We start from the raw sequence: 24,309 nt of genomic DNA, 5'->3' as shown, positions 1-24,309 counted from the left end.
TTAGCAAAGTGCAGGCTGCTTCTGGTTTTGAATGTGCAAAAAGCAGCCTGCACTTTGGTTTACAAACCCAATTCCCCCCAAATCTCATCAATCTTAGCCGTAACCGCAGGGTCTTTTTTGATTACCCGTCCCCATTCGCGGTCGGTTTCGCCCGGCCATTTGTTGGTCGCGTCCAAGCCCATTTTGCCGCCGAGTCCGCTGACAGGACTGGCGAAGTCAAGGTAGTCGATGGGCGTGTTTTCCATCAAAACGGTGTCGCGTACAGGATCCATGCGCGTGGTGACCGCCCAGATGACTTCTTTCCAGTCGCGCACGTTCACATCGTCATCCACCACGATGATGAATTTGGTGTACATAAACTGGCGCAAGAACGACCAGCAACCCATCATTACGCGCTTGGCGTGTCCGGCGTACTGTTTTTTCATGCTGACCACCGCCATCCGGTAGGAGCAGCCTTCGGGCGGCAGGTAGAAATCGGTGATTTCGGGGAACTGCTTTTGCAAGAGCGGTACGAACACTTCGTTCAACGCCACGCCCAAAACGGCGGGTTCATCGGGCGGTTTGCCCGTGTAGGTGGAGTGGTAAATCGGGTTCTCGCGCATGGTGATGCGCTCGACCGTAAACACGGGAAAATGGTCCTGTTCGTTGTAATAGCCGGTGTGGTCGCCGTATGGGCCTTCCAACGCGGTTTCGTTCGGATGAATCACGCCTTCCAGCACGATTTCGGCGCGGGCGGGCACTTGCAAATCGTTGCCGATACATTTCACCAGTTCCGTCCGCGAACCGCGCAGCAGTCCGGCAAACTGGTATTCGCTCAAGGTATCGGGAACGGGCGTTACCGCGCCCAAAATGGTGGCGGGGTCGCAGCCGAGTACGACGGCGACGGGATACGGCGTATCGGGATTGAGTTTGCGGAACTCCTGATAATCCAACGCGCCGCCACGATGCGACAGCCAGCGCATAATCAGCTTGTTTTTGCCGATTAACTGCTGACGGTAAATGCCTAAGTTTTGGCGTTTTTTGTGCGGCCCGCGTGTTACGGTTAAGCCCCATGTTACCAGCGGCGCAACGTCTTCCGGCCAGCAATGCTGAATCGGCAGTTGATACAAATCAACGTCTTCTCCTTCCCACACGATTTCCTGACACGGCGCATTTTTCACCACGTTCGGCGCCATGCTCCAAATGTCTTTCAGCAGCGGCAGTTTGGAAAACGCGTCTTTGATGCCTTTGGGCGGTTCAGGTTCTTTCAAATACGCCAGCGTTTGCCCGATTTCGCGCAGCTTGGACACGTTGTCCGCGCCCATGCCCATCGCCACGCGTTCGGGCGTGCCGAACAGGTTCGCCAACACAGGATAATCGTAGCGCGTACCGTCGGGCTTAATCGGGTTTTCAAACAGCAACACCGGCCCTTCGGCGCGCAGCACGCGGTCGGCGATTTCGGTCATTTCCAAATGCGGGGAAACGGGATGCGCGACGCGTTTGAGTTTGCCCTGCTGTTCGAGCATGGCGATGAAGTCGCGTAGGTCTTTGTATTTCATGTTGATCCTTATTCGAGGTCGCCTGAAAGCCGGATTTTGGATTTCAGACGACCTGAATCATAGACAGTTTATATGCAGCTGCCCAAGGCTTTCAGTTCTTTTTTAACCACTTGCTTTTGCTCGTTGGTTTGGATGGTCAAAGATAAGAAAAAAGCATCGCAAGGGCTGAATTTGGACCAATGTTTTTTTACGGGGAAATGGCCTTCGGGCAGGTTGGAACTGTAATAATGGTCAGGTTCTTGAAACGCCAGTTTTAATCCGTATTTGTTTTGCCAGTCGCGCAGTTGCGCTTCAGTTGCGCCGATTGGAAGGTTGTCCAGCCGCTGCTGCCACATTTGTTTGCTGCGCGCCAATCCTTGGCGGTCGTAATCAATGCTAGAGCCGCAGGCGGTAAGTGAAAGACCGGTGATGAGCAATAATAGGGATGAGGTAAGGCGTACCATTTATGAATGTCCTTAGATGATGATTTGAAACGATTGGCTTTCAGACGACCTTTTATGCTTTCGATTCATTCTGAGTCAGGGTCAATATTATTATCAAGAAAACGGCCTTTGTCAGCCATAAATATATTTTCTCATTTAAAATATGCATATTGAGCAATTGCTGAGGGAATAATATGGAAATGCCTTCTATTCGGCTTTTTGAAGATTACTGCATGATTTTTTAACCCTGTTTGGCAGCATAATGTAAAAAGGTCGTCTGAAAACCCAAATCCGTTTTCAGACGACCTTACAAGTGATACGAGGTGTCTATATAGCCACCTCCTTTAATCAGAAACTTTTAAAAACACAATTTCGGGAAACAATATGAACAAATTGAATGGACAACACGCCGTAGAAAACGCCCTATCCTCCAGCATGGGCTGCTTTATGAAGGGCACCTTGGTAGAAACGGAAGAAGGCTGGACGCCGATAGACGAACTGAAGGTGGGTGATTTGGTGATGTCGCGGCCGGAAAACGGCATCGGCAAGGCCGTTCCCAAGCGGGTGTTGAACACCTTCCGTTATGAGGAGAAGGAGGTATGGGATCTTGCCTTTTCTACCTTTCCGCGAAGGGAAGGGGGAGGGCAGCGGCTTTCCGCCACCCCCGACCACCCGTTCTGCGTCTACGGCGTGGTGACCAACCTGTTTATGGACAGCCCGTTCGGCGTATTGGGTCGGGAAGACAGCATCTATTACGACAATATCGATGTCGAGAACGACGAAGACTGGCATGAGAAATTCCAAGCCTTGGAACGCTTCAGTCAAACCCCGTATGAAATCGCGCTATATGAAACACCCGTCTGGAAGCGGGTGGATCAGCTTGAGCGCGGCGATGTGGTGTTGGCTATAGGCATAGACGATAATGATCAAAACTATGACGAATACCGTGTAGTGGAAATGGCGCGCCCTTATTTTGCCGTCGATAGCGACAACCCCAACCATGCCTGGGTGCAAGGTTATACAAATAAGTATGGCTGGGAGCGGCAATCGATAGGGCATATTTACGATTTAACGCTGGATCAGGCAAACAACTATATGTATCCAAGGGCTTTGGCATACGATGTCGAGAATCCGGCCATGCTGTTAGGCAAAGATGCCGACGGCACATTGCATTATCAGCCTTACCGCACCACGGTTTACAACATCGAGGTGGAAGACACCCACACTTATTTGGTTGGACATGCAGGCATCTTGGTGCACAACACCTGCGGCCAGACCCGTTCCTACCGGATGGCCGAAATCCAGGCCCGCAGCAAGGATTTGATCAACCGCGATGTGGTGGAAATCCTGAGACGCGATGATAGGTAGAACACCATGATTGGCAACAAAGGCCGTCTGAAACGTTCAGACGGCCTGATAAGTGGTAATGGGGTATCTATCATAGCTATCTTCTTCAATCAGAAACTTTAAAACCCCAATCTCGGGAAACAATATGAACAAATTGAATGGACAACACGCCGTAGAAAACGCCCTATCCTCCGGCATGGGCTGCTTTATGAAGGGCACCTTGGTAGAAACGGAAGAAGGCTGGACGCCGATAGACGAACTGAAGGTGGGCGATTTGGTGATGTCGCGGCCGGAAAACGGCATCGGCGAGGCCGTACCCAAGCGGGTGGTGAATACCTTCCGTTATGAGGACAAGGAAGTAGTGATGCTGAAGTTTTCCCAATTCCCCGAAAGGAACGGAGGAGGGGGGAGCCTGGTCGTTACTCCCGACCACCCGTTCTGCGTCTACGGCGTGGTTACCAACCTGATTCTTGAGCATCCTAAATTCGGTAAACTCGGCGCCTATTGGAAGGGCTGCGATTACGACGACGGCGAATACGTGTTTGCCGGGGATGAAGGCAGGGCAAGATACGAAGCCCTGTGGGCATTTAAGCACACGCCCTACGAAATGCGGCTGTACGAACAACCGGTGTGGAAGCGCGCCGACCAGCTCGAGCGCGGCGACGTGGTGTTGGGTGTTCGTGGTTATTATGTAGTAGAGGATTACCGCCCGCTGTATGCCTACCGCGATACCGATCAGGCTTGGATACAGCCGACCAATCTGGCCTACGGCTGGAAAGAGTCGAATTTAGGCAACACCTATGAAATGGTGCTGGGTGAAGAATCGCGGCATCGCCCGACATTGGATTGGGCGGACGTGCCGAATGATGAGAACCTGCTGTATGTGGATGAGGACGGACAACGGCATTACCGCCGCTACCGCACCACGGTCTACAACATCGAGGTCGAGGATTACCATACCTACTGTGTCGATTATCCGGGCATCCTGGTACACAACTAGAATTGCGGCGCAGAGCGGCGCAGCCGGGTGGACAGCCCGGTAATCCGCGACGGCGGGCAACCATAACGCCGCTGTTTGCAACAAAGGTCGTCTGAAACTTTCAGACGACCTTTTTGCTTTTTAAACCAACGGCGTCAAATATCCAATTCCGCCGTATCGCCTTCTCGTTCCATCCATGCGCGGCGGGCGGCGGCTTCGCCTTTGCCCATCAGTTTGACGAAGATGTCGCGTGTTTCGTCATCCGCGCCTTCGGGGATTTGCACCTGCAACAGGCGGCGGGTGTCGGGGTGCATGGTGGTGTCTTTGAGCTGGTCGGGGTTCATCTCGCCCAAGCCTTTGAAACGGCTGATGGAATAGGCGGTTTCTTTGACGCCTTCTTTTTGCAGCCGCTCCAAAATGCTGTCGAGTTCGTTTTGGTCGAGGGCGTAGAATTTGCGGGCGGGTTTGCTTTTGCCTTGGGCGTTGACATCGACGCGGAACAGCGGCGGCTGGGCGACGTAGATGTGTCCGTCGGCGACCAGTTTCGGGAAGTGGCGGTAGAACAGGGTCAGCAGCAAAACTTGAATATGAGAGCCGTCCACGTCGGCATCGGACAGGATGGCGATTTTGCCGTAGCGCAGGCCGCTTAAATCGGGATGGTCGTTGATGCCGTGCGGATCGACGCCGATGGCGACGGAAATGTCGTGGATTTCGGCGTTGCCGAAGAGCTGGTCGGGATGGACTTCGAAGCTGTTGAGCACTTTGCCGCGCAGGGGCAGGATGGCTTGTGTGGCTTTGTCGCGGGCGAGTTTGGCGGAGCCGCCGGCAGAGTCGCCTTCGACGAGGAAAAGTTCGTTTTCGCGGATGTCTTCGCTTTCGCAGTCAGTCAGTTTGCCGGGCAGGACGGCGACGCCGCTGCCTTTTTTCTTTTCGATTTTTTTAACCGAACGCATCCGCGCCTGTGCTTGGCGGATGGCGAGTTCGGCGATTTTTTTGCCGAAGTCCACGTTTTGGTTCAGCCACAATTCCAAAGGGTCGCCCGATACGGCGGCGACGAGTTTCAACGCGTCGCGGTTGGTCAGTTTGTCTTTGGTCTGACCTTGGAACTGCGGGTCGAGGACGCGGGCGGAGAGGACAAAGGCGGTTTTGCTGAACACGTCGTCGCTTTGCACTTTCACGCCGCGCGGTAGGAGATTGTGCAGATTGATGAAGTTGTTGACAGCGTTGAACACGGCTTGTTTCAAACCTGCTTCGTGCGTGCCGCCCAGCGGGGTAGGGATGAGGTTGACGTAGCTTTCGTTGGCACACGAGCCTTCTTCCAGCCAAGTCAGGGCAAACGCGGCACCTTCGCCGATGCTGAAATCGCCGTTGTGGTCGTCTGAAATGTAGTTTTCACAGGAGAACAGCGGCACGGCTTCCTGCGCGTCGGCAATCAGGTCGGTCAGATAGCTTTTCAGACCGTCGGGGTAATGCCAGGTTTGGGTGTGCGCTTCGTCTTCGCCTTTGACCGGACGGGTCAGGGAAACGCGCACGCCCGGCAGCAGTACGGCTTTGGCGCGCAGCAGGCGTTCGAGTTCGGGGATGCTGTAATTCGGGCTTTCAAAATATTTGCCGTCCGGCCAAACGCGCACTTCGGTGCCGCTGTCTTTGACGGCGCATTTGCCCACTTCCGCCAACGGTTCGACCACGTCGCCGCCGGCAAACACGATGCGGTGGATTTTGCCTTCGCGTTTGACGGTGACCTCAAGGCGGGTGGAGAGGGCGTTGGTGACGGATACGCCCACGCCGTGCAGGCCACCTGAAAAGGCATACGCGCTGCCGCCGTCTTTTTTATTGAACTTACCGCCCGCGTGCAGACGGGTGAATACGAGTTCGACCACGGGCACGCCTTCGACAGGGTGCAGCCCGACGGGAATGCCGCGCCCGTTGTCGCGCACGGAAAGCGAACCGTCGTCGTGGATGCGCACGTCGATTTCAGTGGCGAAACCGCCCAACGCCTCGTCCGCCGCGTTGTCGATGACCTCTTGGCAGATGTGGGTCGGGCTGTCGGTGCGGGTGTACATGCCGGGACGTTCTTTGACCGGCTCCAAGCCTTTGAGGACGGTAATGCTGGATTCGCTGTATTGGTTTTTTTTAGTCATAGGGGAAGAGGTCGTCTGAAAGGAAGAACAACGCTTTCAGACGACCTGAAAGCGTTGCGTTTCGTTGTTTTATCGGTTGTCAAAAGGCAGGCGCGCGGTAAAGTCTTCGTAGCTTTCCATGCCGCGCAGGAAGCGGGAGGAGAGTTCTTTCAATGCCCCCAAGTAAACGTCGCGTTTGAAATCAATCACTTCGTCAACGGGAGCCCAATATTGGTGCCAACGCCAGCCGTCAAATTCGGGATGGTGGCAGGCGCGCAGATTGATGTCGCTGTCACGCCCGACCAGCCGCAAAAGATACCAAATCTGCTTCTGCCCGCGATACGAACCGCGCCATTCGCGGCGTACCCAGTGGCTCGGCACGTCGTAACGCAGCCAGTCGCGCGTGCGGCCGACGATTTTGATGTGTTGCGGCAATAGCCCGACTTCTTCGTACAGCTCGCGGTACATGGCGGTTTCGGGACTTTCGCCCGGCTTGATGCCGCCTTGTGGAAACTGCCACGAATGTTCGCGCACACGCTTGCCCCAAAAGACTTCGTTGCGGTTGTTGATTAAGATGATACCGACATTGGGGCGATAGCCTTCTCTGTCTAACACGGTGTCGCCCTTCGTTAAATTCAATCGTGCGATTTTCCCATAAATCGGGCGGGTTTGACAAATCGGAGGTCGTCTGAAAACTTGTTATGCCTGTTTTCAGACGACCTTTTTGGGGTTTGTGGGTAATGATAGGGAAACAGGGTGCGTGGTTTGACAAGATGCTTTTGAAGAACGGAATCTGTGGATGAGATTTGGGCTATGGATTTTTATAGTGGATTAACTTTAAACCAGTACGGCGTTGCCTCGCCTTAGCTCAAAGAGAACGATTCTCTAAGGTGCTGAAGCACCAAGTGAATCGGTTCCGTACTATCTGTACTGTCTGCGGCTTCGTCGCCTTGTCCTGATTTAAATTTAATCCACTATATTTTGGGTTGTCTGCGATTTAAGATGGGTTCGCGCCGATGCGGGAAAGAGGGCGGGAGCGGATGCTTTCTGCTTTTATTTGCGATGTTTTTGCCGATTGCTGTTTGGAACAATGCCTGCTGCAAACGCAAAGGTCGTCTGAAAACCTATTTCCCGGTTTTCAGACGACCTTTTTAAAGCGGATTACGCTTCGCTTTGCGCTTCTTCTTCAACGGTAACTTCAACGGCAACGGATTCGTCGCTCAAGGTGCCTTTGGTAGACGGGGTTTGTCCTGCCATACGCGGGTCGTATTCTGCCGCCATGCGCAGGGCGCGGCCGAAGGCTTTGAATACGGTTTCGGCTTGGTGGTGGGCGTTGTGGCCGCTGAGGTTGTCGATGTGCAGGGTCATCATGCTGTGGTTGACGACGCCGTGGAAGAATTCTTCAAACAGGTCAACGTCAAAACGTCCGATGAGGGCGCGGGTGAAGTCGATGTTGTACACGAGTCCGGGGCGGCCGGAGAGGTCGATGACAACGCGGCTCAAGGCTTCGTCGAGCGGAACGTAGGTATGACCGTAGCGGCGGATGCCGGCTTTGCTGCCCAAGGCTTGTTTCAGGGCTTGTCCGAGTACGATGCCGATGTCTTCGACGGTGTGGTGGTCGTCGATGTGCAAATCGCCTTTGCAGGTGATGTCGAGGTCGATCATGCCGTGGCGGGCGACTTGGGCAAGCATATGCTCAAGGAAGGGTACGCCGGTGTCGAAACGGTATTGTCCGGTGCCGTCGAGGTTGAGGCTGAGGGTGATTTGGGTTTCGCTGGTGTTGCGGGTGATGCTGACTGCGCGGCCTTCTGCGGGCATATGGAATGCCGGTGCGGCGGCTGCGGCTGCTTGGGCGGCACGCTCTTGGCGGGCGGCTTCGGCGGCTGCGGCTTTTTCTTTGTCTTTGCTGTGGTCGCGGTTTAACCAGCCTTTGCGTTTGTGCATGCCGGCTTCGAGTTTGGCGGCAAGGCTTGGGCGGATGCCGCGCGCTTTTTCGTCTTCTGCCTGCTCTTCAAGGCGGCGTTTCAGTTGGGACAGGGATGCTGCGTTGTCGTAACCGCATTTGCGGGCAAGTTTGGTCAGCGAGCCTGCTTCTTCGACAAGCTGCAGGAAATTGGCAAGGTGGAGTTGAGTGATGGTCATAGGTTTACTCTCTGTGAGGTTTTAAAAAATCAGGCATAAAGCTTGCGGATAATGTCCAGTACGGCATCGTTTTGCTCGGGACTGCCGATGGTAATGCGGACGCATTGCGCCAAAAGCGGATGCGTGCCGTGGAGTTTCTTAATCAGGATGCGGTTTTCTTTAAGCGTGTTAAACAATGCGTCTGCATCGGGAACGCGCACGGTAATGAAATTCGCTTCGCTGGGGAAGGCTTTCAGACGACCTATGGCGGACAATCCGCTGAAAACGCGTTCGCGCTCGGCTTTTAAAATATCGATGGTCGTCTGAATCGTGTCGTGGTGTTGCAGGGCAAATTTGGCGGTCGCCAAGCTTAATTGGTTCATATTGTAGGGCGGCAGGATTTTCGCCAGCTCACCCATTACGGCGGGGCTTCCTGCCGCATAGCCGATGCGCAGTCCGGCAAAACCGATTTTGCTGATGGTGCGCATCACGACCAGATTTTCGATGCTGCCCGCCTGCGGCAGAAAACTGTCGCGGCTGAATGCGCCGTATGCTTCATCAACCACAACAATGCCGCGTGCCGCGCGGATGATGGCTTCGACTTCTTCGCGGCGGAAGCATACGCCTGTCGGATTGTTCGGGTAGGCGATGAAAATCAACGCGGGCTGATGTTTGTCGATGGCGGATAAAACGGCAGGCAAATCAAGCGTGAAATCTTCATTGAGCGGCACGCCGACATAATTCATGCCGTACAGCTCGGCATTGTGCCGATACATCACGAAGCTCGGCTCTACCGCCAGCATGGTTGCGCCGGATTGGGCAACGAGCAGGGTCATGAATTGGATTAACTCGTCCGAGCCGTTTCCTAAAGCGATGGCGGCAGCTTCAGGAATATCGAAGGCTTTTCTTAAAGTTTCCTGCAGCCCGCTGGCGGCGGGGTTGGGGTAAAGATGAATCGGCGCTCGGGCAATCAGCCGCAGCCATTCGTTTGACAGCTCGGGGAAACGGGCAAACGGATGATACGGACTTTCCATTGCATCCAGCTTGATGAAGCCTTCGGGCAAGTCGGCAATTCGGTAGGCGGACATGGATTTGATGTCGTCGCGGATGAAGTCGGAGGCGGTTTTCATAGTTTTCTTCTCAATTTCTGAATAATGGTTATTTCGTCACAATATAGCACAAAATCAGAGTGTTGACAGTAATATAATTAATAAATGGGGTGTTTATATTATTTTTATAATGAAGGTTTGATATAAATATTGAATTCAAAGATATTTTTTGAATATTCTTGGGCTGCTTTGTCTGTTTTTATTGATAAGCAAACTTAAATAGGGAGATTTGGAAACATTAGGTTGCGATACGGGTGGGTTTTTAATATAGTGGATTAAATTTAAATCAGGACAAGGCGACGAAGCCGCAGACAGTACAGATAGTACGGAACCGATTCACTTGGTGCTTCAGCACCTTAGAGAATCGTTCTCTTTGGGCTAAGGCGAGGCAACGCCGTACTGGTTTAAAGTTAATCCACTATATAAACCGGCATGGCTTTATGTTGTGCAAACCTGAAGAAAGCGATTGTTTAGTGTGAAAAACATCTAAACAATCGCTTTCATGTTATAGGCACTCTTTTCAGGTTTCTGATTGAAATTGAATCCGTGATGAGCCATTCGACGAAAAGTTTTCTTGCGGAATACGCGTAGAAAGCCTATTGGGCAGTAAAGGTCGTCTGAAAAGTCTGTCCGCCTATGGTGATGTCGGCGATGTAGTCGCGTCTGCCTTCAACGCAGACGGGCAGGTGGATTTGGCGCGCTTGCCAAGTGCGCGGGGATTGTTGTTGGAGCATATAGCGGTTGAAGCCCATGTCCATGTCTTTCATGCTGAAGCTGATGCTGACTTGCTGTGTTTCGGCCGGGGTGTTTTCGACGGTGATGTCGAAGGCGGAGCGGTGGCTGATGGGGGTGGAGCGGACGTGCGAGCCGTCGGGCAGGGTGCAGCCTTTGATGAGGTCGCACTCGGCGGCGCGGGCTTGAGGCTGTTGTTTTTGCCACCAGTCCAGCAGCAGGAGTTTGGCGGCGGCGAAGAGGATGAGGAGGACGCCTGCGAGGAGGAGTTTGCGGTTTTTGACCATTTCAGACGACCTCGGTGTCATTGTCAGACAGGACGGCGTGTGCGCCTGTCGAGAGCCAGCGGTCGCGGTAGCTTGAAACCAGTGTTTCGGGCGCGGCGACAACCAGCGGAACGGATACGCCTTGTTCTAATATTTCAAGCACTTGCCGTGCGCTTGCTTCGTGGTTGACTTGCCAAACGACGACGTCGGCATCTTGCACGCGTTGCCATTGTTCGCGGGTGTGTACCGACACCCAAACGCTTTGAGCTTGGGGCAGCTTGCCGAGCTTGCGCAGTTCGGTTTCTGAGATGAGGATGTTGGCGTGGTGCGGTTCGGCTAGGGAGTAGGGCGCGACGCGGTATTCGCCGGTGCTGTTTTGTCCGTACAAACCGGTTTTCAGACGACCTTGAAGCCGGCGTGGGACGGAAAGGGCGCGCAGCAGCGGACCATTGGCAGGCAGCATGGGGGCGACGTTGAAATCGCCCGCTTTTTGCCACGACCATGCCTGTCCTTCGCGGGATTGGGGTTCTCCCGTCCATTGGTCGGGGTTTACCCATAGAAATTTCAGGCAGACGCGGGCGTGTTCGTAGGAATGGATTTTGGTCAGCCAAGGTGTGGCGGCTAGGATGCGGATGCCGAGTTCTTCTTCAAACTCGCGTTGCAGGGCTTGGAAGTCGGTTTCGCCCGCTTCGACTTTGCCGCCGGCAAATTCCCAATATCCGGCATAGGGCTTGCCTTCGGGGCGGGAACTGAGCAGGTAGTCGCCGTCTTGGTTGAGCAGGATGCCGGCAACGACGCGGATAAGGGGGCGGGTGTCTTGGGTCATGGGAATAGGGAGAAGGGTCGTCTGAAAATTCGGAAAGGTCGGATTCGGGAATTCGACCTGCCAATGGGTGTTGTCTTATTTTTCGGCAACGACGAATGCCAACACGGTGTCTTCTTCGTCGCTCATGCTGAGGCTGACGCGGCTGATGCCTTGTTCTTCCAGCCATTTGGACAGGGCGGGGGCGTAGAAGAATTCGGGTTTGCCCAATGCGTCATGCCCGATGCCGATGTTGCGGAAGGAAACCGCGCCGCGTATGCCCGTGCCGACGGCTTTGGCGAAGGCTTCTTTGGCGGCAAAGCGTTTGGCGAGGTAGTTGACGGGTTTGCCCGCTTGCGGGAATTCGAGCAGTTCTTCGGGGGTGAGGATGCGCTCGGCAAACGCTTGTCCGAACTTTTTGCTCAGGCGGATGATGCGTTTGAGGGAAACGATGTCTGTGCCTATGCCGTAAATCATGCGGTGGTCTCCTTGTTGAGAGAAGGTCGTCTGAAAAGGTGGTGTCGCCTATCAAGGCAGCAGTCTTGCCCTGAACATGGTTTCCTTCATCTGGCGGACGGCTTCGGGCAGGCCGAGGAAGAGGGCTTGGGCAATCAGCGAATGCCCGATGTTCAGCTCGCGGATGGCGAGGATTTGGGCGATGGGGGTAACGTTGTGTATGGTCAGGCCGTGTCCGGCGTTGACGACCAAGCCCAAATCGCTGGCAAAATGCGCGCCGTTTTGCAGACGCTCGAATTGCTTGATTTGTTCGGCGTGGCTGTGTGCATCGGCGTATGCACCGGTGTGCAGCTCGATAACGGGCGCGCCGACATCATGGGCGGCTTGGATTTGCTCGTTGTCGGCATCGATAAAGAGCGAAACACGGATGCCAGCGTCGGTCAGGATTTTGGTGAACTCGGCGATTTTTTCTTGTTGCGCCAATACGTCCAAACCGCCTTCGGTCGTGATTTCCTGACGTTTTTCAGGCACGATGCACACGTCTTGCGGCATGACTTTAAGCGCGTTTTCCAGCATTTCTTCGGTCAACGCCATTTCAAGGTTCAGGCGCGTGCGGATGGCGTTTTTGACGGCGAACACGTCCGCGTCTTTGATGTGGCGGCGGTCTTCGCGCAGGTGCATGGTAATCAAATCTGCACCGTGTGTTTCCGCGACCAATGCCGCTTCTACGGGGCTGGGATAGGTCGTGCCGCGGGCGTTGCGGACGGTGGCGATGTGGTCGATGTTTACACCTAAGAGCATGATGTGTCCTTTCTTTGGATTTTCAGACGACCTGCCGATGGAAAAGGTCGTCTGAAAAAGTTAAACGCCGAAACTGAATTGCTGGAGTTGTTGCAAAACCTGTCTGGATTTAATGCCTTCGGGCAGGAGGTTGTCAATCAGCAGGCGCGTGATTTTTAGCGATTGCCCGAGGCTTTCGGGGTGGGTGAAATCGCCTTCGCGCAGCTGGATCAAAATGTCGCCGCCGATTGCCACACCATGATTGCGTGGATTGAAGCGTTCGGCTTCTTCGATGGGAACGACCGCGTTTTCAGGCGTCAGCCAGTAGGTTTCTTCGGCACGGATTGCTTCGCCGTTGCCATCGTGGAACAAATCGGGCGCGAATCCCAAGCGGTTGAGTAAAGTCCATTCAAAGCGTCGCAGCGCGGCGGTATGACCGCTTTCGCCGCATACCGCCCGCATTACCGCTTCCAGCGCGTCGTAAAGCTCGGGTATCGGGTCTTCGCGGGTTGTCAGCTTGAGCATCAGTTCGTTGATATATAAGCCACTGAACAAAGCCCTGCCTTGCGGCTGCGGCCAGCCGCCTATCCACTCCGCGCGGTGCAGCGTTTTCAACTCTTGCGAACCGTACCAAGAGGCACTGACCGGCACAAACGGAACCAATACTCCGCGCAACTCACTCTGCCGCTTGCGCGCACTTCTCGCCAGCAAAGCCACGCGCCCGTAACGGCGGCTGAACACTTCCACCCACAAACTGCTCTCGCGCCAAGGGGCGGAAGCAAGCAGGAAGACGGGTTCGTGGTTGATGCGCTGGTTGGTCATGGGCAGTTGGTCGGGAGTGTGGAAGGGGCGGATTATGGTGTGGTGCATTTTACCAAAGTGGGTAGGAGGTCGTCTGAAAATATTTTTGTTGTTTAGAATGCTTTGAATATCAAGAGGGAAAGGAGAAGGCAAAATCAATCGATGGGTCTGGTCGATTTGTATAGTGGATTAACTTTAAACCAGTACGGCGTTGCCTCGCCTTAGCTCAAAGAGAACGATTCTCTAAGATGCTGAAGCACCAAGTGAATCGGTTCCGTACTATCTGTACTGTCTGCGGCTTCGTCGCCTTGTCCTGATTTAAATTTAATCCACTATATCTTTTAGGATGGCGAACGGCTGCAAAAAAACGCACCTTGTTTAAAGGTGCGTTTTTGACGGGATATCAATAGCGTTCTTGAACAAATCAGAATTTGGCGCCTGATTGGTTGGCCATGTAGTCGACCGCTGCTTTGACTTCATCGTCGCTCAGACCGGCGTTGCCGCCTTTTGCAGGCATGGCGTTGAAGCCTTCGAGAGCGTGTTTGTGCAGGGTTTCTTTACCTTGTTTGATGCGTGAAGCCCATTCGTCTTTTTTACCTATGCCTGGAATGCCGGGGACTGCGCCGCCGTGACATGCCTGACAGGTTGCTTCGAAAACTTTTTTACCGTCTGCGCCGGAAGCTGCAGGAGCGGCTGCGCCTTTGTCTTCGGCTTTAGGTGCATCGGCTGCGGGGGCAGAGCCGGCAGCGGCCGGTGCGGAGGCGGTTGCATTGCCTGAAGCGGCTTGATCGGCAGGCGCTGCGGCATCCGGATCAGGGAAGGTGCCGCCGCTCTTGTTCGCCATGTAAGTGATGACGCGTTTGAGTTCTTGGTCGGTCAAATCGGCTGCGCCGCCTTTTGCAGGCATGGCGTTAAAGCCGTTCAGAGCGTGTTGGAAAAGGGTATCGAAGCCTTGTGCGATACGGGGAGCCCAGTCGCTGTTGTGTTCAACTTTCGGTGCGTTGGGTACAGAGCTGTCTGTGCCGTGACACTGGATACAGATTTTGTTGAAAATCTGATCGCCTTTGCGTTCGCCTACCGGAATGCCGTCTCCCAAGGTAAGCTGTCCTACGGGCTGGATGCGGGTTTGGGTAGCGGTTTCGGAAGATTGGGCAACGTCTGCATACGAGCCGCTGCCCGCCAATTTGATGAGGAAGTAAATGACTGCAATGGCAATAACGATACCGCTTACAAGGGTAAACAATGCAGAGCCTTGGGCTTTGGAGTCGCGGAGTTGTTTCATTTGGTAGGCCTCGCCGTTAGGTTAGGTTGTGCTTTGAGTTATAGTTTGGTGTGTTAAACGCAGTTAACAATATTTTGCTGGATTATACTGAATTCACAAAGGCTTTCCAATCGCTCTTGTGGAAAATATACGCAAAGGCGGCGGTTTTTTGCCGCCTGTTAAGGGGTGGGTTATGTATGTTGTTGATTATTTTATGGGATTTTTCTTCAAATTTGTCTTGTTTGCGCCATCCTGCATAATAGGCTTTGCCAACAGGCGGGATTTGCGTTAATCTTACGCCTTCTTCGCACCCATAGCTCAGTTGGAAGAGTGTCAGTTTCCGAAGCTGGAGGTCACAGGTTCGATCCCTGTTGGGTGCGCCAATTATAGAGAGGCCGTCTGAAAGATGAAAATTTTTCGGGCGGCCTTTTGACTTACTTCAAATAAAACTACATCGGGTTTCAGACGACCTTTTACTTTTTGCGCTTTATTTCAGCACTTCGGCAAACGCATCGGCGACATAGGCGATATTCGATGCGTTCAGCCCGGCGACGCACATCCTGCCCGAATCCAGCAGGTAAACGGCAAATTCGTCGCGCAGCCTGCGGACTTGTTCCACGCTCAATCCTGTGTAGCTGAACATGCCGCGCTGTTTGATGAAATAAGTGAAATCGCGGTCAGGGATTTGGACGGTCAATACGTCGTAAAGTTTCTGCCGCATGGCGCGGATTCGATCGCGCATGACATAGACTTCGTTTTGCCACAAGACGTAAAGTTCGGGATTGTTCATCACATCGGCGGCGATATAGGCGCCGTGTGCGGGCGGGCTGGAGTAGATGCGGCGGACGGTAAATTTGAGTTGACCGAACACCAATTCCGCTTCTTCTTTATTCGGGCAAACCACGCTCAAGCCGCCGACGCGCTCGCCGTAGAGCGACAGGTTTTTCGAGAATGAATTGCTGACGAACAGCGGCAAATCCATTTCCACCGCTTTGCGGATGGCGTAGGCATCGCTGTCCAAATCGCCGCCGAAGCCTTGGTAGGCGATGTCCATAAACGGAATCAGTTTGCGCGTTTTGATGATTTGCAATACTTCGTCCCATTGCTGTTCCGACATATCCACGCCGGTCGGGTTGTGGCAGCAGGGATGCAGGATTAAGACGCTGTGTTCGGGCAGGGTGTTGAAAAACGCGGTCATCTCGTCGAATTTCACGCCGACGGTGGCGGGGTCGTAATAAGGATAAGTGCCGACCTCGAAACCGGCGCCTTCAAAAATGCCGCGGTGGTTGTCCCAAGTCGGGTCGCTGACGTAGGCGTGCGCTTCGGGAAACCAGCGGTGCAGGAAATCCGCCCCGACTTTGAGCGCGCCCGAGCCGCCCAAGGTTTGCACGGTAACGATGCGTCCTTGCGCGAGTGCGGGGTTGTCTTTGCCGAACAATAAATGCTGCACCGCGCTGCGGTAAGTGTTCAAGCCTTCCATCGGCAGATAGGGCGACGGCGCAGGCGTGGCGGCGCGGGCGGTTTCGGCATGGCTCACGGATTCCAATACGGGCATTTTGCCTTCGTCGTCGAAATAAATGCCTATGCTCAAATTGACTTTTTCGGGGCGCGGGTCGTTTTTGAAGGTTTCGACCAAGCTCAAAATCGGGTCGCCGGGATAGTATTCGACGTGTCGGTACATGGCTGTTTCCTTTGTCAGGCGGATTAGGACGGAAAACCTGATTTTTGCATTAAACGGCAGGATTTGTAAAACGGGGTCGTCTGAAAGCTGCATGATGTTTTCAGACGACCTATAATTTCGTCTTCATTATTTTACGGAACACCATCATGACCACGCGCATCTGGCAGGCAGGCAGGTTTGAAATCGGTTTGGACAAGCCGAAAATCATGGGTATCGTCAACCTGACGCCCGATTCTTTTTCCGACGGCGGCGTGTATTCGCAAAATGCCCAAACAGCCTTGGCACACGCCGAACAGCTTCTAAAAGAGGGTGCGGACATTCTCGACATCGGCGGCGAATCGACGCGGCCGGGTGCGGATTATGTTTCGCCTGAAGAAGAATGGGCGCGGGTTAAGCCTGTATTGGCGGAAGTGGCGGGGTGGGGCGTTCCCGTCAGTTTGGACACGCGCCGCACGGTGATTATGGAAAAAGCGTTGGCGCTCGGCGGCGTCGATATTATTAATGATATAGCGGCGTTGACCGACGAGGGCGCGGTCGAATTGCTGGCGCGTCAGGCGGACACGGGCATTTGCCTGATGCACATGCAGGGTTTGCCCGAAAACATGCAGATTAATCCGAAATATCAAGATGTGGTCGGCGAAGTGGCGCGGTATTTGAAAGAGAGGGCGGCGGAATGTATCGCGGCAGGCATCGCTCCGCAACGCATCACGCTTGACCCGGGTTTCGGTTTCGGTAAAAACCTGCAACACAATATTGCGCTGATGCGGCACTTGCCCGAATTGATGGCGGAAACGGGTTTTCCGCTGCTGATCGGCGTGTCGCGCAAACGCATGATAGGCGAGCTGACCGGCGAGGCGGACGTGGCGGAACGCGTACACGGCAGCGTGGCGGCGGCGCTGGCTTCTGTGGCGCGCGGTGCGCAAATCGTGCGCGTGCATGATGTGAAGGCGACGGCGGATGCGTTGAAGGTGTGGGATGCCTTAGGGATTACCGGCATTTACATTTAATAGCTTCTGTTTGGGAAGCAAAAAACCATCTGAAAAATGAAATGTCGGCAGCCCCTGAAGTGGTGATAAAGAGGTCGTCTGAAAACGAGTTGGACGGTTTCAGACGACCTGTTTGTTTAATCCGGTTAACTTGTTCCGTATTTTGATAAAATAAGAAACTATACCGCTCAGGCGCAATCTAATGACGCTAAACATAAATCCCAACAGTTTTGCATAAAACCCCCTATACTGCCCGTTATGACATTTACGGGTAACCCCATTCTAAAAACATCCTCACGGAGCAAACTCATGGCAAAAAAATATTTCGGCACGGACGGCGTGCGCGGCGAAGTCGGACAATTCCCGATTACCCCCGATTTCGTATTGAAACTCGGTTATGCGGCGGGGCAGGTGTTGGTGCAGCATGACGGCGGGCAGAAGCCGACCGTCCTGATCGGCAAAGACACGCGCATTTCCGGCTACATGCTTGAAGCCGCACTGGTGGCGGGTTTTACCGCCGCAGGTGTCAACGTCATCCAAACCGGCCCGCTGCCTACGCCGGGCGTGGCTTATCTGACCCGCGCGCTGCGTTTGTCCGCAGGCGTGATGATTTCCGCGTCGCACAATGTGTATTCCGACAACGGCATCAAATTCTTTGCCGAAGGCGGCGTGAAACTGAGCGATGAAATCGAGTTGGAAATCGAAGCCAAAATTGATGAGGAAATGAAAACCCAGCCGTCCGCCCGACTCGGACGCGCCCGCCGTATCAATGGCGCGGACGACCGTTACATCGAATTTTGCAAATCTACCTTCCCCAGCCATTTGGATTTGCGCGGCCTGAAATTGGTGGTCGATACCGCGCATGGCGCAGGCTATGACGTTGCACCCAAAGTGTTCCACGAACTCGGCGCGCAAGTCGTCAGCATCGGCGACGAACCCAACGGCTACAACATCAACGAAAAATGCGGCGCCACCCATCCCAAAGCCTTGCAGGCCGCCGTATTGCAAAACGAAGCCGACTACGGCATCGCGTTGGACGGCGACGGCGACCGCCTGATGATGGTCGACCGCAACGGTAAAGTGTACGACGGCGACAGCTTGATTTACGTCATCGCCAAAGCCCGCGCCCGAGAAGGCATCAACATCGGCGGCGTGGTCGGTACGGTCATGACCAATATGGCGATGGAAATTGCCCTGAAAGAGCAGGGCGTCGATTTCTGCCGCGCCAAAGTCGGCGACCGCTATGTGTTGGAACAACTGAACCAACGCGGCTGGCTCATCGGCGGCGAAGCCAGCGGCCATATTTTGTGTATGGACAAACACAACACCGGCGACGGCATCATCTCCGCGCTGCAAGTTTTGGCGGCGCTGCAAATCCTGAACCAAGACCTCGCCACTGTTTGCGCCGACTGGCAGCCGTATCCGCAAACCATGATCAACGTGCGCATCCAAAAAGGTCAGAAATGGCAGGAAGCCTCGAAAGACGTGTTGGCAGAAGTGGAAAAAGAACTCGAAGGCAAAGGCCGCGTCGTGTTGCGCGCATCGGGTACCGAGCCGGTCGTGCGCGTCATGGTCGAAGCGCGTCAGGCGGACTGGGCGAAAAAAGGTGCGGAACGCATCGCAGCAGCTATTACCGGCAAGCAGTAATGCTGTCGGACAATAAATCGGGTTTTTAACAAACCTTGAAACTGCCGTCATTTCCGTGCAAGCGGGAACGGCGGTGCAGTGGATTAATTTTGAATCAGGGCAAGGCGGGTGAACGCCATGCCGGTTTAAGGTTAATCCACTGTGTTTTTTAGGATTCAAGGTCGTCTGAAACACATCAACCAATATTGTTCACGCCTATTTTCATAACCTGCCTTGTTATTTCTTTCAGACGACCCTATCTTTGGTAAAATACAACATTCAGTTCAAATGAATTTCCCCTTCACATTACAACCGACGGATACGCCATGTTTGCCTTTTTAGAAGCCCTTTTTTCCCATTACGGCTATGCAGCTGTGTTTTTCGTTTTGGTCATTTGCGGCTTTGGCGTGCCGATTCCCGAAGATTTGACGCTGGTGACAGGCGGCGTGATTTCCGGCTTGGGGTACACCAATTCGCATTGGATGGTTGTCGTCGGTATGCTCGGCGTGTTGGCGGGCGACGGATTTATGTTTGTCGCCGGACGCGTGTGGGGGCAGAAAATTCTCAAGTTCAAACCCATTGCCCGCGTGATGACACCAAAGCGTTACGCGCAGGTGCAGGAGAAATTCGACAAATACGGCAACTGGGTATTGTTCGTCGCCCGCTTCCTGCCCGGTTTGCGTACCGCCGTTTTCGTGACCGCAGGCATCAGCCGCAAAGTTTCCTATACCCGTTTCATCCTGATGGACGGGCTTGCCGCGTTGATTTCCGTACCGGTGTGGATTTATTTGGGCGAATACGGCGCGAACAACATTGATTGGCTGATGGCAAAAATGCACAGCCTGCAATCCGGCATCTTTACTGTTTTGGGTATATTGGCAGTGGTGTTGGCCTGGTTTTGGTGGAAAAAACGCCAGCGCCTCCAGTTCTACCGTACCAAATTGAGCGAAAAGCGGGCGCAGCGCAAAGCCGCCAAGGCAGCCAAAAAAGCCGCTCAAAGCGAACAATAAAATCAAGCATCCTGACAAGGTTGACGATATTCAATATAGTGGATTAACTTTAAACCAGTACGGCGTTGCCTCGCCTTAGCTCAAAGAGAACGATTCTCTAAGGTGCTGGAGCACCAAGTGAATCGGTTCCGTACTATCTGTACTGTCTGCGGCTTCGTCGCCTTGTCCTGATTTAAATTTAATCCACTATAGTTTCCGTGCCTTTTTATCCCCAAAGCGGTATCTTCTGCGTTGGCAATCCTCACCAAGCGTCCAAGCTTGTTGCGGCTTCCGCTTTGAATTTCCTGCTTCGTGAGTAAAAATCCACTTGGAAAATCAAATATCGACAGCCTCGGGGTGCTTTTTCATTTCAAGGTCGTCTGAAAACCGTCTGCGCCGCCAAATTGCCAGCCTGTCCGAAATATAGTTAAATAAGCCGCATCATTATTTTCAGACGACCCGATGATGTCCATGAAACAAAAAATCTTCGTCCTCTACACAGGCGGCACCATAGGCATGACCCAAAGCAGCGAAGGCCTGCGCCCCGATACCGCGCTTGTCAGCCAAGCCCTTTCCCCCTTTTCAGACGACCTCGACTTCGAGTGGCACGTCTGCAATCCCTTGATTGATTCCTCCTCCGTCACCCTGCAACACTGGCGCGACTGGCTGGACATCATCGCCGCCAAACTGCCTTCCTGCGACGGCATCCTGATACTGCACGGCACGGACAGCATGGTGTACACCGCCAACCTCCTCGCGCTCGCCCTGCAAGGTTTGGGTAAACCCATCATCCTGACCGGTTCCCAATGGCCTTACGCCGCCGAAAACAGCGATGCCCCGCGCAACCTCTCCACCGCCGTCGCCGCCTTCAGCCTCAAGCTCAAACAAACCGTTATCGCCTTTGACGGCAAACTTTATCCCGCCGTCGGCAGCAGCAAAGTCAGCACCGAAACCGCCGCAGGCTTCGACAATCCGCATTTCGGCGCCATCGCCGAATGGGACGAAACCCAAGGTTGGAACCATATTCGCATTCCGTCCCAAGATGCGGCGGATGTTTCAGACGACCTCAAAATCCGCTATCCCGACCCGCAGGCAAAAATCGCCGTCCGCACGCTTATCCCCGGCTTTGCCGTCCAAGAACTTGCGAACGGACTCGGACAGCTTCCCGTCCAAGCCCTTATCCTGCAAAGCTACGGACACGGCAACACCCCCGCAGACGAAGGTTTCATCGGTGCCGTCCGAGACTTTACGCAGCAAGGAAAACTGCTGCTCAACATCAGTCAAGTCCGACAAGGCAGAACCGCCGCTGTTTACGCGCAAGGCAACGCGTTCCGCAATTCGGGCATCATCAACGGTGGAAAATGCAACCTCGAAACCGCCACCGCACTCATGACCCTCGCTGTATCGCAAGGCTGGGGGGTGGAAGATGTTCACAAAGAATTGGTAAGACTAAAATTAGTGTGAAACCGATGAACTTCACCGACACCCACTGCCACCTCGCCGATCCCGCCTTGCGTGAAAACCTGCCGCACATCCTGACCGCCGCGCGGGAGGCAGGGGTAGGGCGGTTTATTGTTCCCGCGACCCAGCCGCAGGATTGGCAGGACGTGGCGGATTTGGCGGAGAGGTCGTCTGAAAACCCGATTTTCCGTAATATCCATATCGCGCTCGGCATCCATCCTTGGTTTTCAGACGACGTTTCCGAACCGGATTTCCAGCGTTTGGAGCAAGCATTGCAAGCGCGTCCGGCGGCATGGGTCGGCGAAATCGGCTTGGATTTTTACGACAAAACCCAAACGCCGCCGCAGCGCGAGCGGCAAATCCAAGTCTTCAGCCGCCAGCTTGCCATCGCGCAAACCCTGCGCCGCCGCGTGATTATCCATAATCTCAAAGCCACCGCCGACATCGCCGCCGCCGTCAAACAGACAGGCTTTGCCCAGGGCGGCATCGTTCATGCCTTCTCTGGCAGCGCGGAAGAAGCGCGCGTGTTGACGAAATTAGGTTTCAAAATCGGCATCGGTTCGCTGTTGCTCAACCCGAACGCACGAAAAATACGCGAAACCCTCAAAACCTTGAATGACACCGATTTCGTCTTGGAAACCGACAGCCCGTTTATGCTGAAAAACGAAACCAACACGCCCGCCAACATCCGCCAAATCGCCGCCATCGCCGCTGAAATTCGCGGCGTTGCCGTTGAAGAGATAGCCGAAGCGACCGAGCGGAATGTGGAAATGTTGCTGGCAACAGAAAAGGTCGTCTGAAAACATTCCGTCTTATCGAAATCGTGTTTTCAGACGACCTTTGGTTGTATGGGAAGCCATAGTGGTTTTGCGTACCGCTGTGGCTTTTTAAAGTTAATCCACTATATTTTTCAACAAAACAGCCGCAGCTTGGTTAATCCAGCCATCTGAACGCGCGGCGCAGTTCGTCCGTGCCGCCGGTTTCGTAGCAGCGGCCGTGCGCCAGTATGATTTTTTCCGGCTGCCAGTCCAGCATCTGCTTCAGGCAGGCGTGGGCGGCGGTTTTGTCTTTGAAGGTGGCGCGCCAGTCGGCGGGGGCCTTGCCGTCGGGGTCGGCGATACCCGTCAGTTTCATCACGCCCGCCCAAAAGCGGCTGGGAAATTTGGCGGTTTCGAAGTTTTCAATCAAATCGGCCAGTATCAGGGTTCGGCTCGCGCGGTGGAAAAACACGGTTTCCTCCATCGCTGCGCTGCCCGCAAACGGCATTTGCGCCAAATCGTCCGCCCATTGCGGCGGCGCGGCGGCACCGAGGTCGGCATCGAAACAAACGGCAATATGCTGTGACGCCGCCCGCTCGCGCACGTCGGAACTTGCTCACGCAAGCGCCTGCGGGTAATGCCGTTTCCACGCGGCGATGTGGGCGTAGTGGATTTTGTTGGGCGAAACCAGATGGCGGACTTCGCCGAGCGCGTCGATTTGCCGCAACAGTTCGGGCACGGGTTCAACCGGCGAATGGCACCACAGCCCGCCGTCGTTCAGGCGCACGACGGTCATGCGGGTGCTGAACGGCACTTTGATGCCCAGCGGAAAATTCATGTGTATGACTTTTCCGTCGGCAATCCAGATGCCGTCTGAAAAAGGTTTCAGAGTATGGAGCGGGTGGTAGAGATGGATTTTGTCGGTCATGACGGCCCTTACAGTTGTTCTCGGCTGATTATTCGACTGCCCTCTTACCGCAGACGTTCCCACTCCGGACGGAACACGTTTTCAGACGGCCTTTTTGCTTTCCAAATATTCCGCCAGCCCGCGCTCGCGCAACACGCAGCTTGGGCATTCGTGGCAGCCGCCGGCGATGCCGTTGTAGCAGGTGTGGGTCTGCTCGCGGATGTAGTCCAGCGCGCCCATTTCGTCCGCCAACGCCCAAGTTTGCGCTTTGGTCAGGTACATCAGCGGGGTGTGGATTTGAAAGGCGTAGTCCATCGCCAGATTGAGGGTAACGTTCATGGATTTGACGAACACGTCGCGGCAGTCGGGATAGCCGGAGAAGTCGGTTTCACACACGCCCGCGATGATGTGCCTGATGCCCTGTCCTTTGGCGTAGATGGCGGCGTAGAGCAGAAAAAGGGCGTTGCGTCCGTCCACGAAGGTATTGGGCAGGCCGTCTGAAGCGGTTTCGATGGCGGCGGTATCGTCCATCAGGGCGTTGTGCGTAATCTGCTGCATCAGGCTCAAGTCGAGTACGGTTTGTTTGACACCCAAATCCTGCGCGATCCAGCGGGCGCGTTCCAGTTCGACGGCGTGGCGTTGCCCGTATTGGAAGGTGATGGCTTGGACGTTTTCGCGCCCGTAGGTTTGAATCGCCTGAATCAGGCAGGTGGTGGAATCCTGGCCGCCGGAGAAGATGACCAAGGCTTGTTGGTTTTGCATGGTGAATCCTAGTTTTGGTAACGCGGGAGGTTTGCGAACCGCGTGGTTGGAAAGTTGACGGATTATAACGGATTTCGTCTATAATCGCGGCACTTCGTTTATTTTCAGACGGCATAATCATGAGCATCTACGCCCTTAAACCCAAATTCCAAAACCTGCTGCGCCCGCTGGTGCGCCGGCTTTATCAGAAGGGGGTAACCGCCAATCAGGTTACGCTGGCGGCTTGCGCGGTGTCGGTCGCGGTCGGGCTGCTGCTGTCGCTCGGCGCGCAGGTTCCTGCCTTGTTTTGGCTGTTGCCCGTGTGGCTGTTCGTCCGTATGGCGTTGAACGCGGTGGACGGGATGCTGGCGCGCGAGTTCGGTCAGCAGTCGGCATTGGGCGGCTATCTGAACGAAATCACCGATG

At 54.4% G+C, this 24,309-nt stretch carries 24 protein-coding genes, 1 tRNA gene and 2 pseudogenes; 10 read left to right on the top strand and 17 right to left on the bottom strand.

Going from position 1 to position 24,309, the window contains the following annotated elements:
• Nucleotides 1-59: 59 nt before the first annotated feature.
• Both ubiD and HMPREF1028_RS07980 read right to left on the bottom strand, forming a co-directional pair.
• On the bottom strand, nt 60-1,538 hold the full coding sequence (gene ubiD / locus HMPREF1028_RS07985; RefSeq protein ID WP_009312300.1) for a 4-hydroxy-3-polyprenylbenzoate decarboxylase: 1,479 nt from the start codon (nt 1,536-1,538) through the stop codon (nt 60-62).
• 68 nt (nt 1,539-1,606) lie between these two features.
• Complete coding sequence (locus HMPREF1028_RS07980; RefSeq protein ID WP_009312299.1) at nt 1,607-1,981, bottom strand: hypothetical protein; 375 nt, start codon at nt 1,979-1,981, stop codon at nt 1,607-1,609.
• A 363-nt stretch (nt 1,982-2,344) separates the two neighbouring features.
• On the opposite strand from HMPREF1028_RS07980, the gene HMPREF1028_RS07975 reads away from it, so the two are divergent.
• Both HMPREF1028_RS07975 and HMPREF1028_RS07970 read left to right on the top strand, forming a co-directional pair.
• On the top strand, nt 2,345-3,328 hold the full coding sequence (locus HMPREF1028_RS07975) for a protein C- splicing region (protein WP_009312298.1): 984 nt from the start codon (nt 2,345-2,347) through the stop codon (nt 3,326-3,328).
• Between the two features lie 124 nt (nt 3,329-3,452).
• Nucleotides 3,453-4,307 (top strand): protein C- splicing region, encoded by an 855-nt coding sequence (locus HMPREF1028_RS07970; RefSeq protein WP_009312297.1) that lies wholly within the window; start codon nt 3,453-3,455, stop codon nt 4,305-4,307.
• 134 nt (nt 4,308-4,441) lie between these two features.
• On the opposite strand, the gene parE is transcribed toward HMPREF1028_RS07970, so the two are convergent.
• From parE to hisC, 5 genes and pseudogenes are all read right to left on the bottom strand, one after another.
• Complete coding sequence (parE, locus tag HMPREF1028_RS07965) at nt 4,442-6,427, bottom strand: DNA topoisomerase IV subunit B (RefSeq protein ID WP_009312296.1); 1,986 nt, start codon at nt 6,425-6,427, stop codon at nt 4,442-4,444.
• A gap of 69 nt (nt 6,428-6,496) precedes the next feature.
• Nucleotides 6,497-7,021, bottom strand: coding sequence for an RNA pyrophosphohydrolase (locus HMPREF1028_RS07960; protein WP_003743450.1), 525 nt, complete (start codon nt 7,019-7,021; stop codon nt 6,497-6,499).
• Nucleotides 7,022-7,322: 301 nt separating this feature from the next.
• Nucleotides 7,323-7,388 (bottom strand): annotated as a pseudogene (locus HMPREF1028_RS15535) (transposase); the annotation flags it as partial.
• Between the two features lie 179 nt (nt 7,389-7,567).
• Nucleotides 7,568-8,548, bottom strand: a complete 981-nt coding sequence (gene hisB, locus HMPREF1028_RS07955; RefSeq protein ID WP_009312295.1) for an imidazoleglycerol-phosphate dehydratase HisB — start codon at nt 8,546-8,548, stop codon at nt 7,568-7,570.
• A 29-nt stretch (nt 8,549-8,577) separates the two neighbouring features.
• Nucleotides 8,578-9,657 carry a histidinol-phosphate transaminase gene (hisC, locus tag HMPREF1028_RS07950; RefSeq protein WP_009312294.1) on the bottom strand — a complete coding sequence of 360 codons (1,080 nt, stop codon included), beginning with the start codon at nt 9,655-9,657 and terminating at the stop codon, nt 8,578-8,580.
• Nucleotides 9,658-9,902: 245 nt separating this feature from the next.
• On the opposite strand from hisC, the pseudogene HMPREF1028_RS15530 reads away from it, so the two are divergent.
• A pseudogene (locus HMPREF1028_RS15530) lies at nt 9,903-9,965 on the top strand (transposase); the annotation flags it as partial.
• A gap of 267 nt (nt 9,966-10,232) precedes the next feature.
• Here the strand turns inward: HMPREF1028_RS15530 and HMPREF1028_RS07945 are convergent.
• The 6 genes from HMPREF1028_RS07945 to HMPREF1028_RS07920 form a co-directional block, all read right to left on the bottom strand.
• Nucleotides 10,233-10,655 (bottom strand): hypothetical protein, encoded by a 423-nt coding sequence (locus HMPREF1028_RS07945; RefSeq protein WP_003755022.1) that lies wholly within the window; start codon nt 10,653-10,655, stop codon nt 10,233-10,235.
• A 1-nt stretch (nt 10,656) separates the two neighbouring features.
• A complete protein-coding gene (locus HMPREF1028_RS07940; protein ID WP_003755024.1) occupies nt 10,657-11,460 on the bottom strand; it encodes an NUDIX domain-containing protein in 804 nt (267 codons plus the stop codon).
• Nucleotides 11,461-11,535: 75 nt separating this feature from the next.
• Entirely contained in the window at nt 11,536-11,913 is a 378-nt protein-coding gene (gene acpS / locus HMPREF1028_RS07935) for a holo-ACP synthase (RefSeq protein WP_003755026.1), read from the bottom strand.
• A 51-nt stretch (nt 11,914-11,964) separates the two neighbouring features.
• Entirely contained in the window at nt 11,965-12,693 is a 729-nt protein-coding gene (gene pdxJ, locus HMPREF1028_RS07930) for a pyridoxine 5'-phosphate synthase (RefSeq protein ID WP_009312293.1), read from the bottom strand.
• Nucleotides 12,694-12,753: 60 nt separating this feature from the next.
• Nucleotides 12,754-13,494, bottom strand: a complete 741-nt coding sequence (gene recO, locus HMPREF1028_RS07925) for a DNA repair protein RecO (protein WP_036529507.1) — start codon at nt 13,492-13,494, stop codon at nt 12,754-12,756.
• A gap of 403 nt (nt 13,495-13,897) precedes the next feature.
• Nucleotides 13,898-14,755: a c-type cytochrome gene (locus HMPREF1028_RS07920; RefSeq protein WP_009312291.1), complete on the bottom strand. Its 858-nt coding sequence runs from the start codon at nt 14,753-14,755 to the stop codon at nt 13,898-13,900.
• Nucleotides 14,756-15,041: 286 nt separating this feature from the next.
• Here HMPREF1028_RS07920 and HMPREF1028_RS07910 point away from each other — a divergent pair.
• Nucleotides 15,042-15,117, top strand: a tRNA-Arg gene (locus HMPREF1028_RS07910).
• Between the two features lie 104 nt (nt 15,118-15,221).
• Here HMPREF1028_RS07910 and HMPREF1028_RS07905 read toward each other — a convergent pair.
• Nucleotides 15,222-16,415: an amino acid aminotransferase gene (locus HMPREF1028_RS07905; protein WP_036529445.1), complete on the bottom strand. Its 1,194-nt coding sequence runs from the start codon at nt 16,413-16,415 to the stop codon at nt 15,222-15,224.
• A 146-nt stretch (nt 16,416-16,561) separates the two neighbouring features.
• Between HMPREF1028_RS07905 and folP the strand changes: the two genes are divergently transcribed.
• The 5 genes from folP to HMPREF1028_RS07880 all read left to right on the top strand — a co-directional run bounded on the left by folP (nt 16,562) and on the right by HMPREF1028_RS07880 (nt 22,277).
• Nucleotides 16,562-17,422 carry a dihydropteroate synthase gene (folP, locus tag HMPREF1028_RS07900; RefSeq protein WP_009312289.1) on the top strand — a complete coding sequence of 287 codons (861 nt, stop codon included), beginning with the start codon at nt 16,562-16,564 and terminating at the stop codon, nt 17,420-17,422.
• Between the two features lie 288 nt (nt 17,423-17,710).
• A complete protein-coding gene (gene glmM / locus HMPREF1028_RS07895) occupies nt 17,711-19,048 on the top strand; it encodes a phosphoglucosamine mutase (protein WP_003743468.1) in 1,338 nt (445 codons plus the stop codon).
• Nucleotides 19,049-19,353: 305 nt separating this feature from the next.
• Nucleotides 19,354-20,037, top strand: a complete 684-nt coding sequence (locus tag HMPREF1028_RS07890) for a DedA family protein (RefSeq protein ID WP_003755047.1) — start codon at nt 19,354-19,356, stop codon at nt 20,035-20,037.
• A 450-nt stretch (nt 20,038-20,487) separates the two neighbouring features.
• Complete coding sequence (locus HMPREF1028_RS07885; protein WP_036529505.1) at nt 20,488-21,480, top strand: asparaginase; 993 nt, start codon at nt 20,488-20,490, stop codon at nt 21,478-21,480.
• 5 nt (nt 21,481-21,485) lie between these two features.
• A complete protein-coding gene (locus tag HMPREF1028_RS07880; RefSeq protein WP_009312287.1) occupies nt 21,486-22,277 on the top strand; it encodes a TatD family hydrolase in 792 nt (263 codons plus the stop codon).
• A gap of 133 nt (nt 22,278-22,410) precedes the next feature.
• Here the strand turns inward: HMPREF1028_RS07880 and HMPREF1028_RS15525 are convergent, their stop codons facing one another.
• From HMPREF1028_RS15525 to queC, 3 genes are all read right to left on the bottom strand, one after another.
• Nucleotides 22,411-22,839: a hypothetical protein gene (locus HMPREF1028_RS15525; protein WP_009312286.1), complete on the bottom strand. Its 429-nt coding sequence runs from the start codon at nt 22,837-22,839 to the stop codon at nt 22,411-22,413.
• Between the two features lie 12 nt (nt 22,840-22,851).
• Entirely contained in the window at nt 22,852-23,163 is a 312-nt protein-coding gene (locus HMPREF1028_RS15520; protein WP_009312285.1) for a DUF4336 domain-containing protein, read from the bottom strand.
• Between the two features lie 81 nt (nt 23,164-23,244).
• The gene (gene queC / locus HMPREF1028_RS07870) at nt 23,245-23,904 is read right to left on the bottom strand and encodes a 7-cyano-7-deazaguanine synthase QueC (protein ID WP_009312284.1); all 660 of its coding nucleotides are present in this window, start codon (nt 23,902-23,904) and stop codon (nt 23,245-23,247) included.
• Between the two features lie 119 nt (nt 23,905-24,023).
• Between queC and HMPREF1028_RS07865 the strand changes: the two genes are divergently transcribed.
• Nucleotides 24,024-24,309 (top strand): CDP-alcohol phosphatidyltransferase family protein (locus HMPREF1028_RS07865; protein WP_009312283.1); only part of this gene is annotated, 286 nt, incomplete at its 3' end.

The organism is Neisseria sp. GT4A_CT1 (assembly GCF_000227275.1).
In the GTDB taxonomy this organism is placed as follows: domain Bacteria; phylum Pseudomonadota; class Gammaproteobacteria; order Burkholderiales; family Neisseriaceae; genus Neisseria.
The sequence above is the reverse complement of the archived record's forward strand: the minus strand, read 5'-3'. Positions and strand labels throughout refer to the sequence as shown.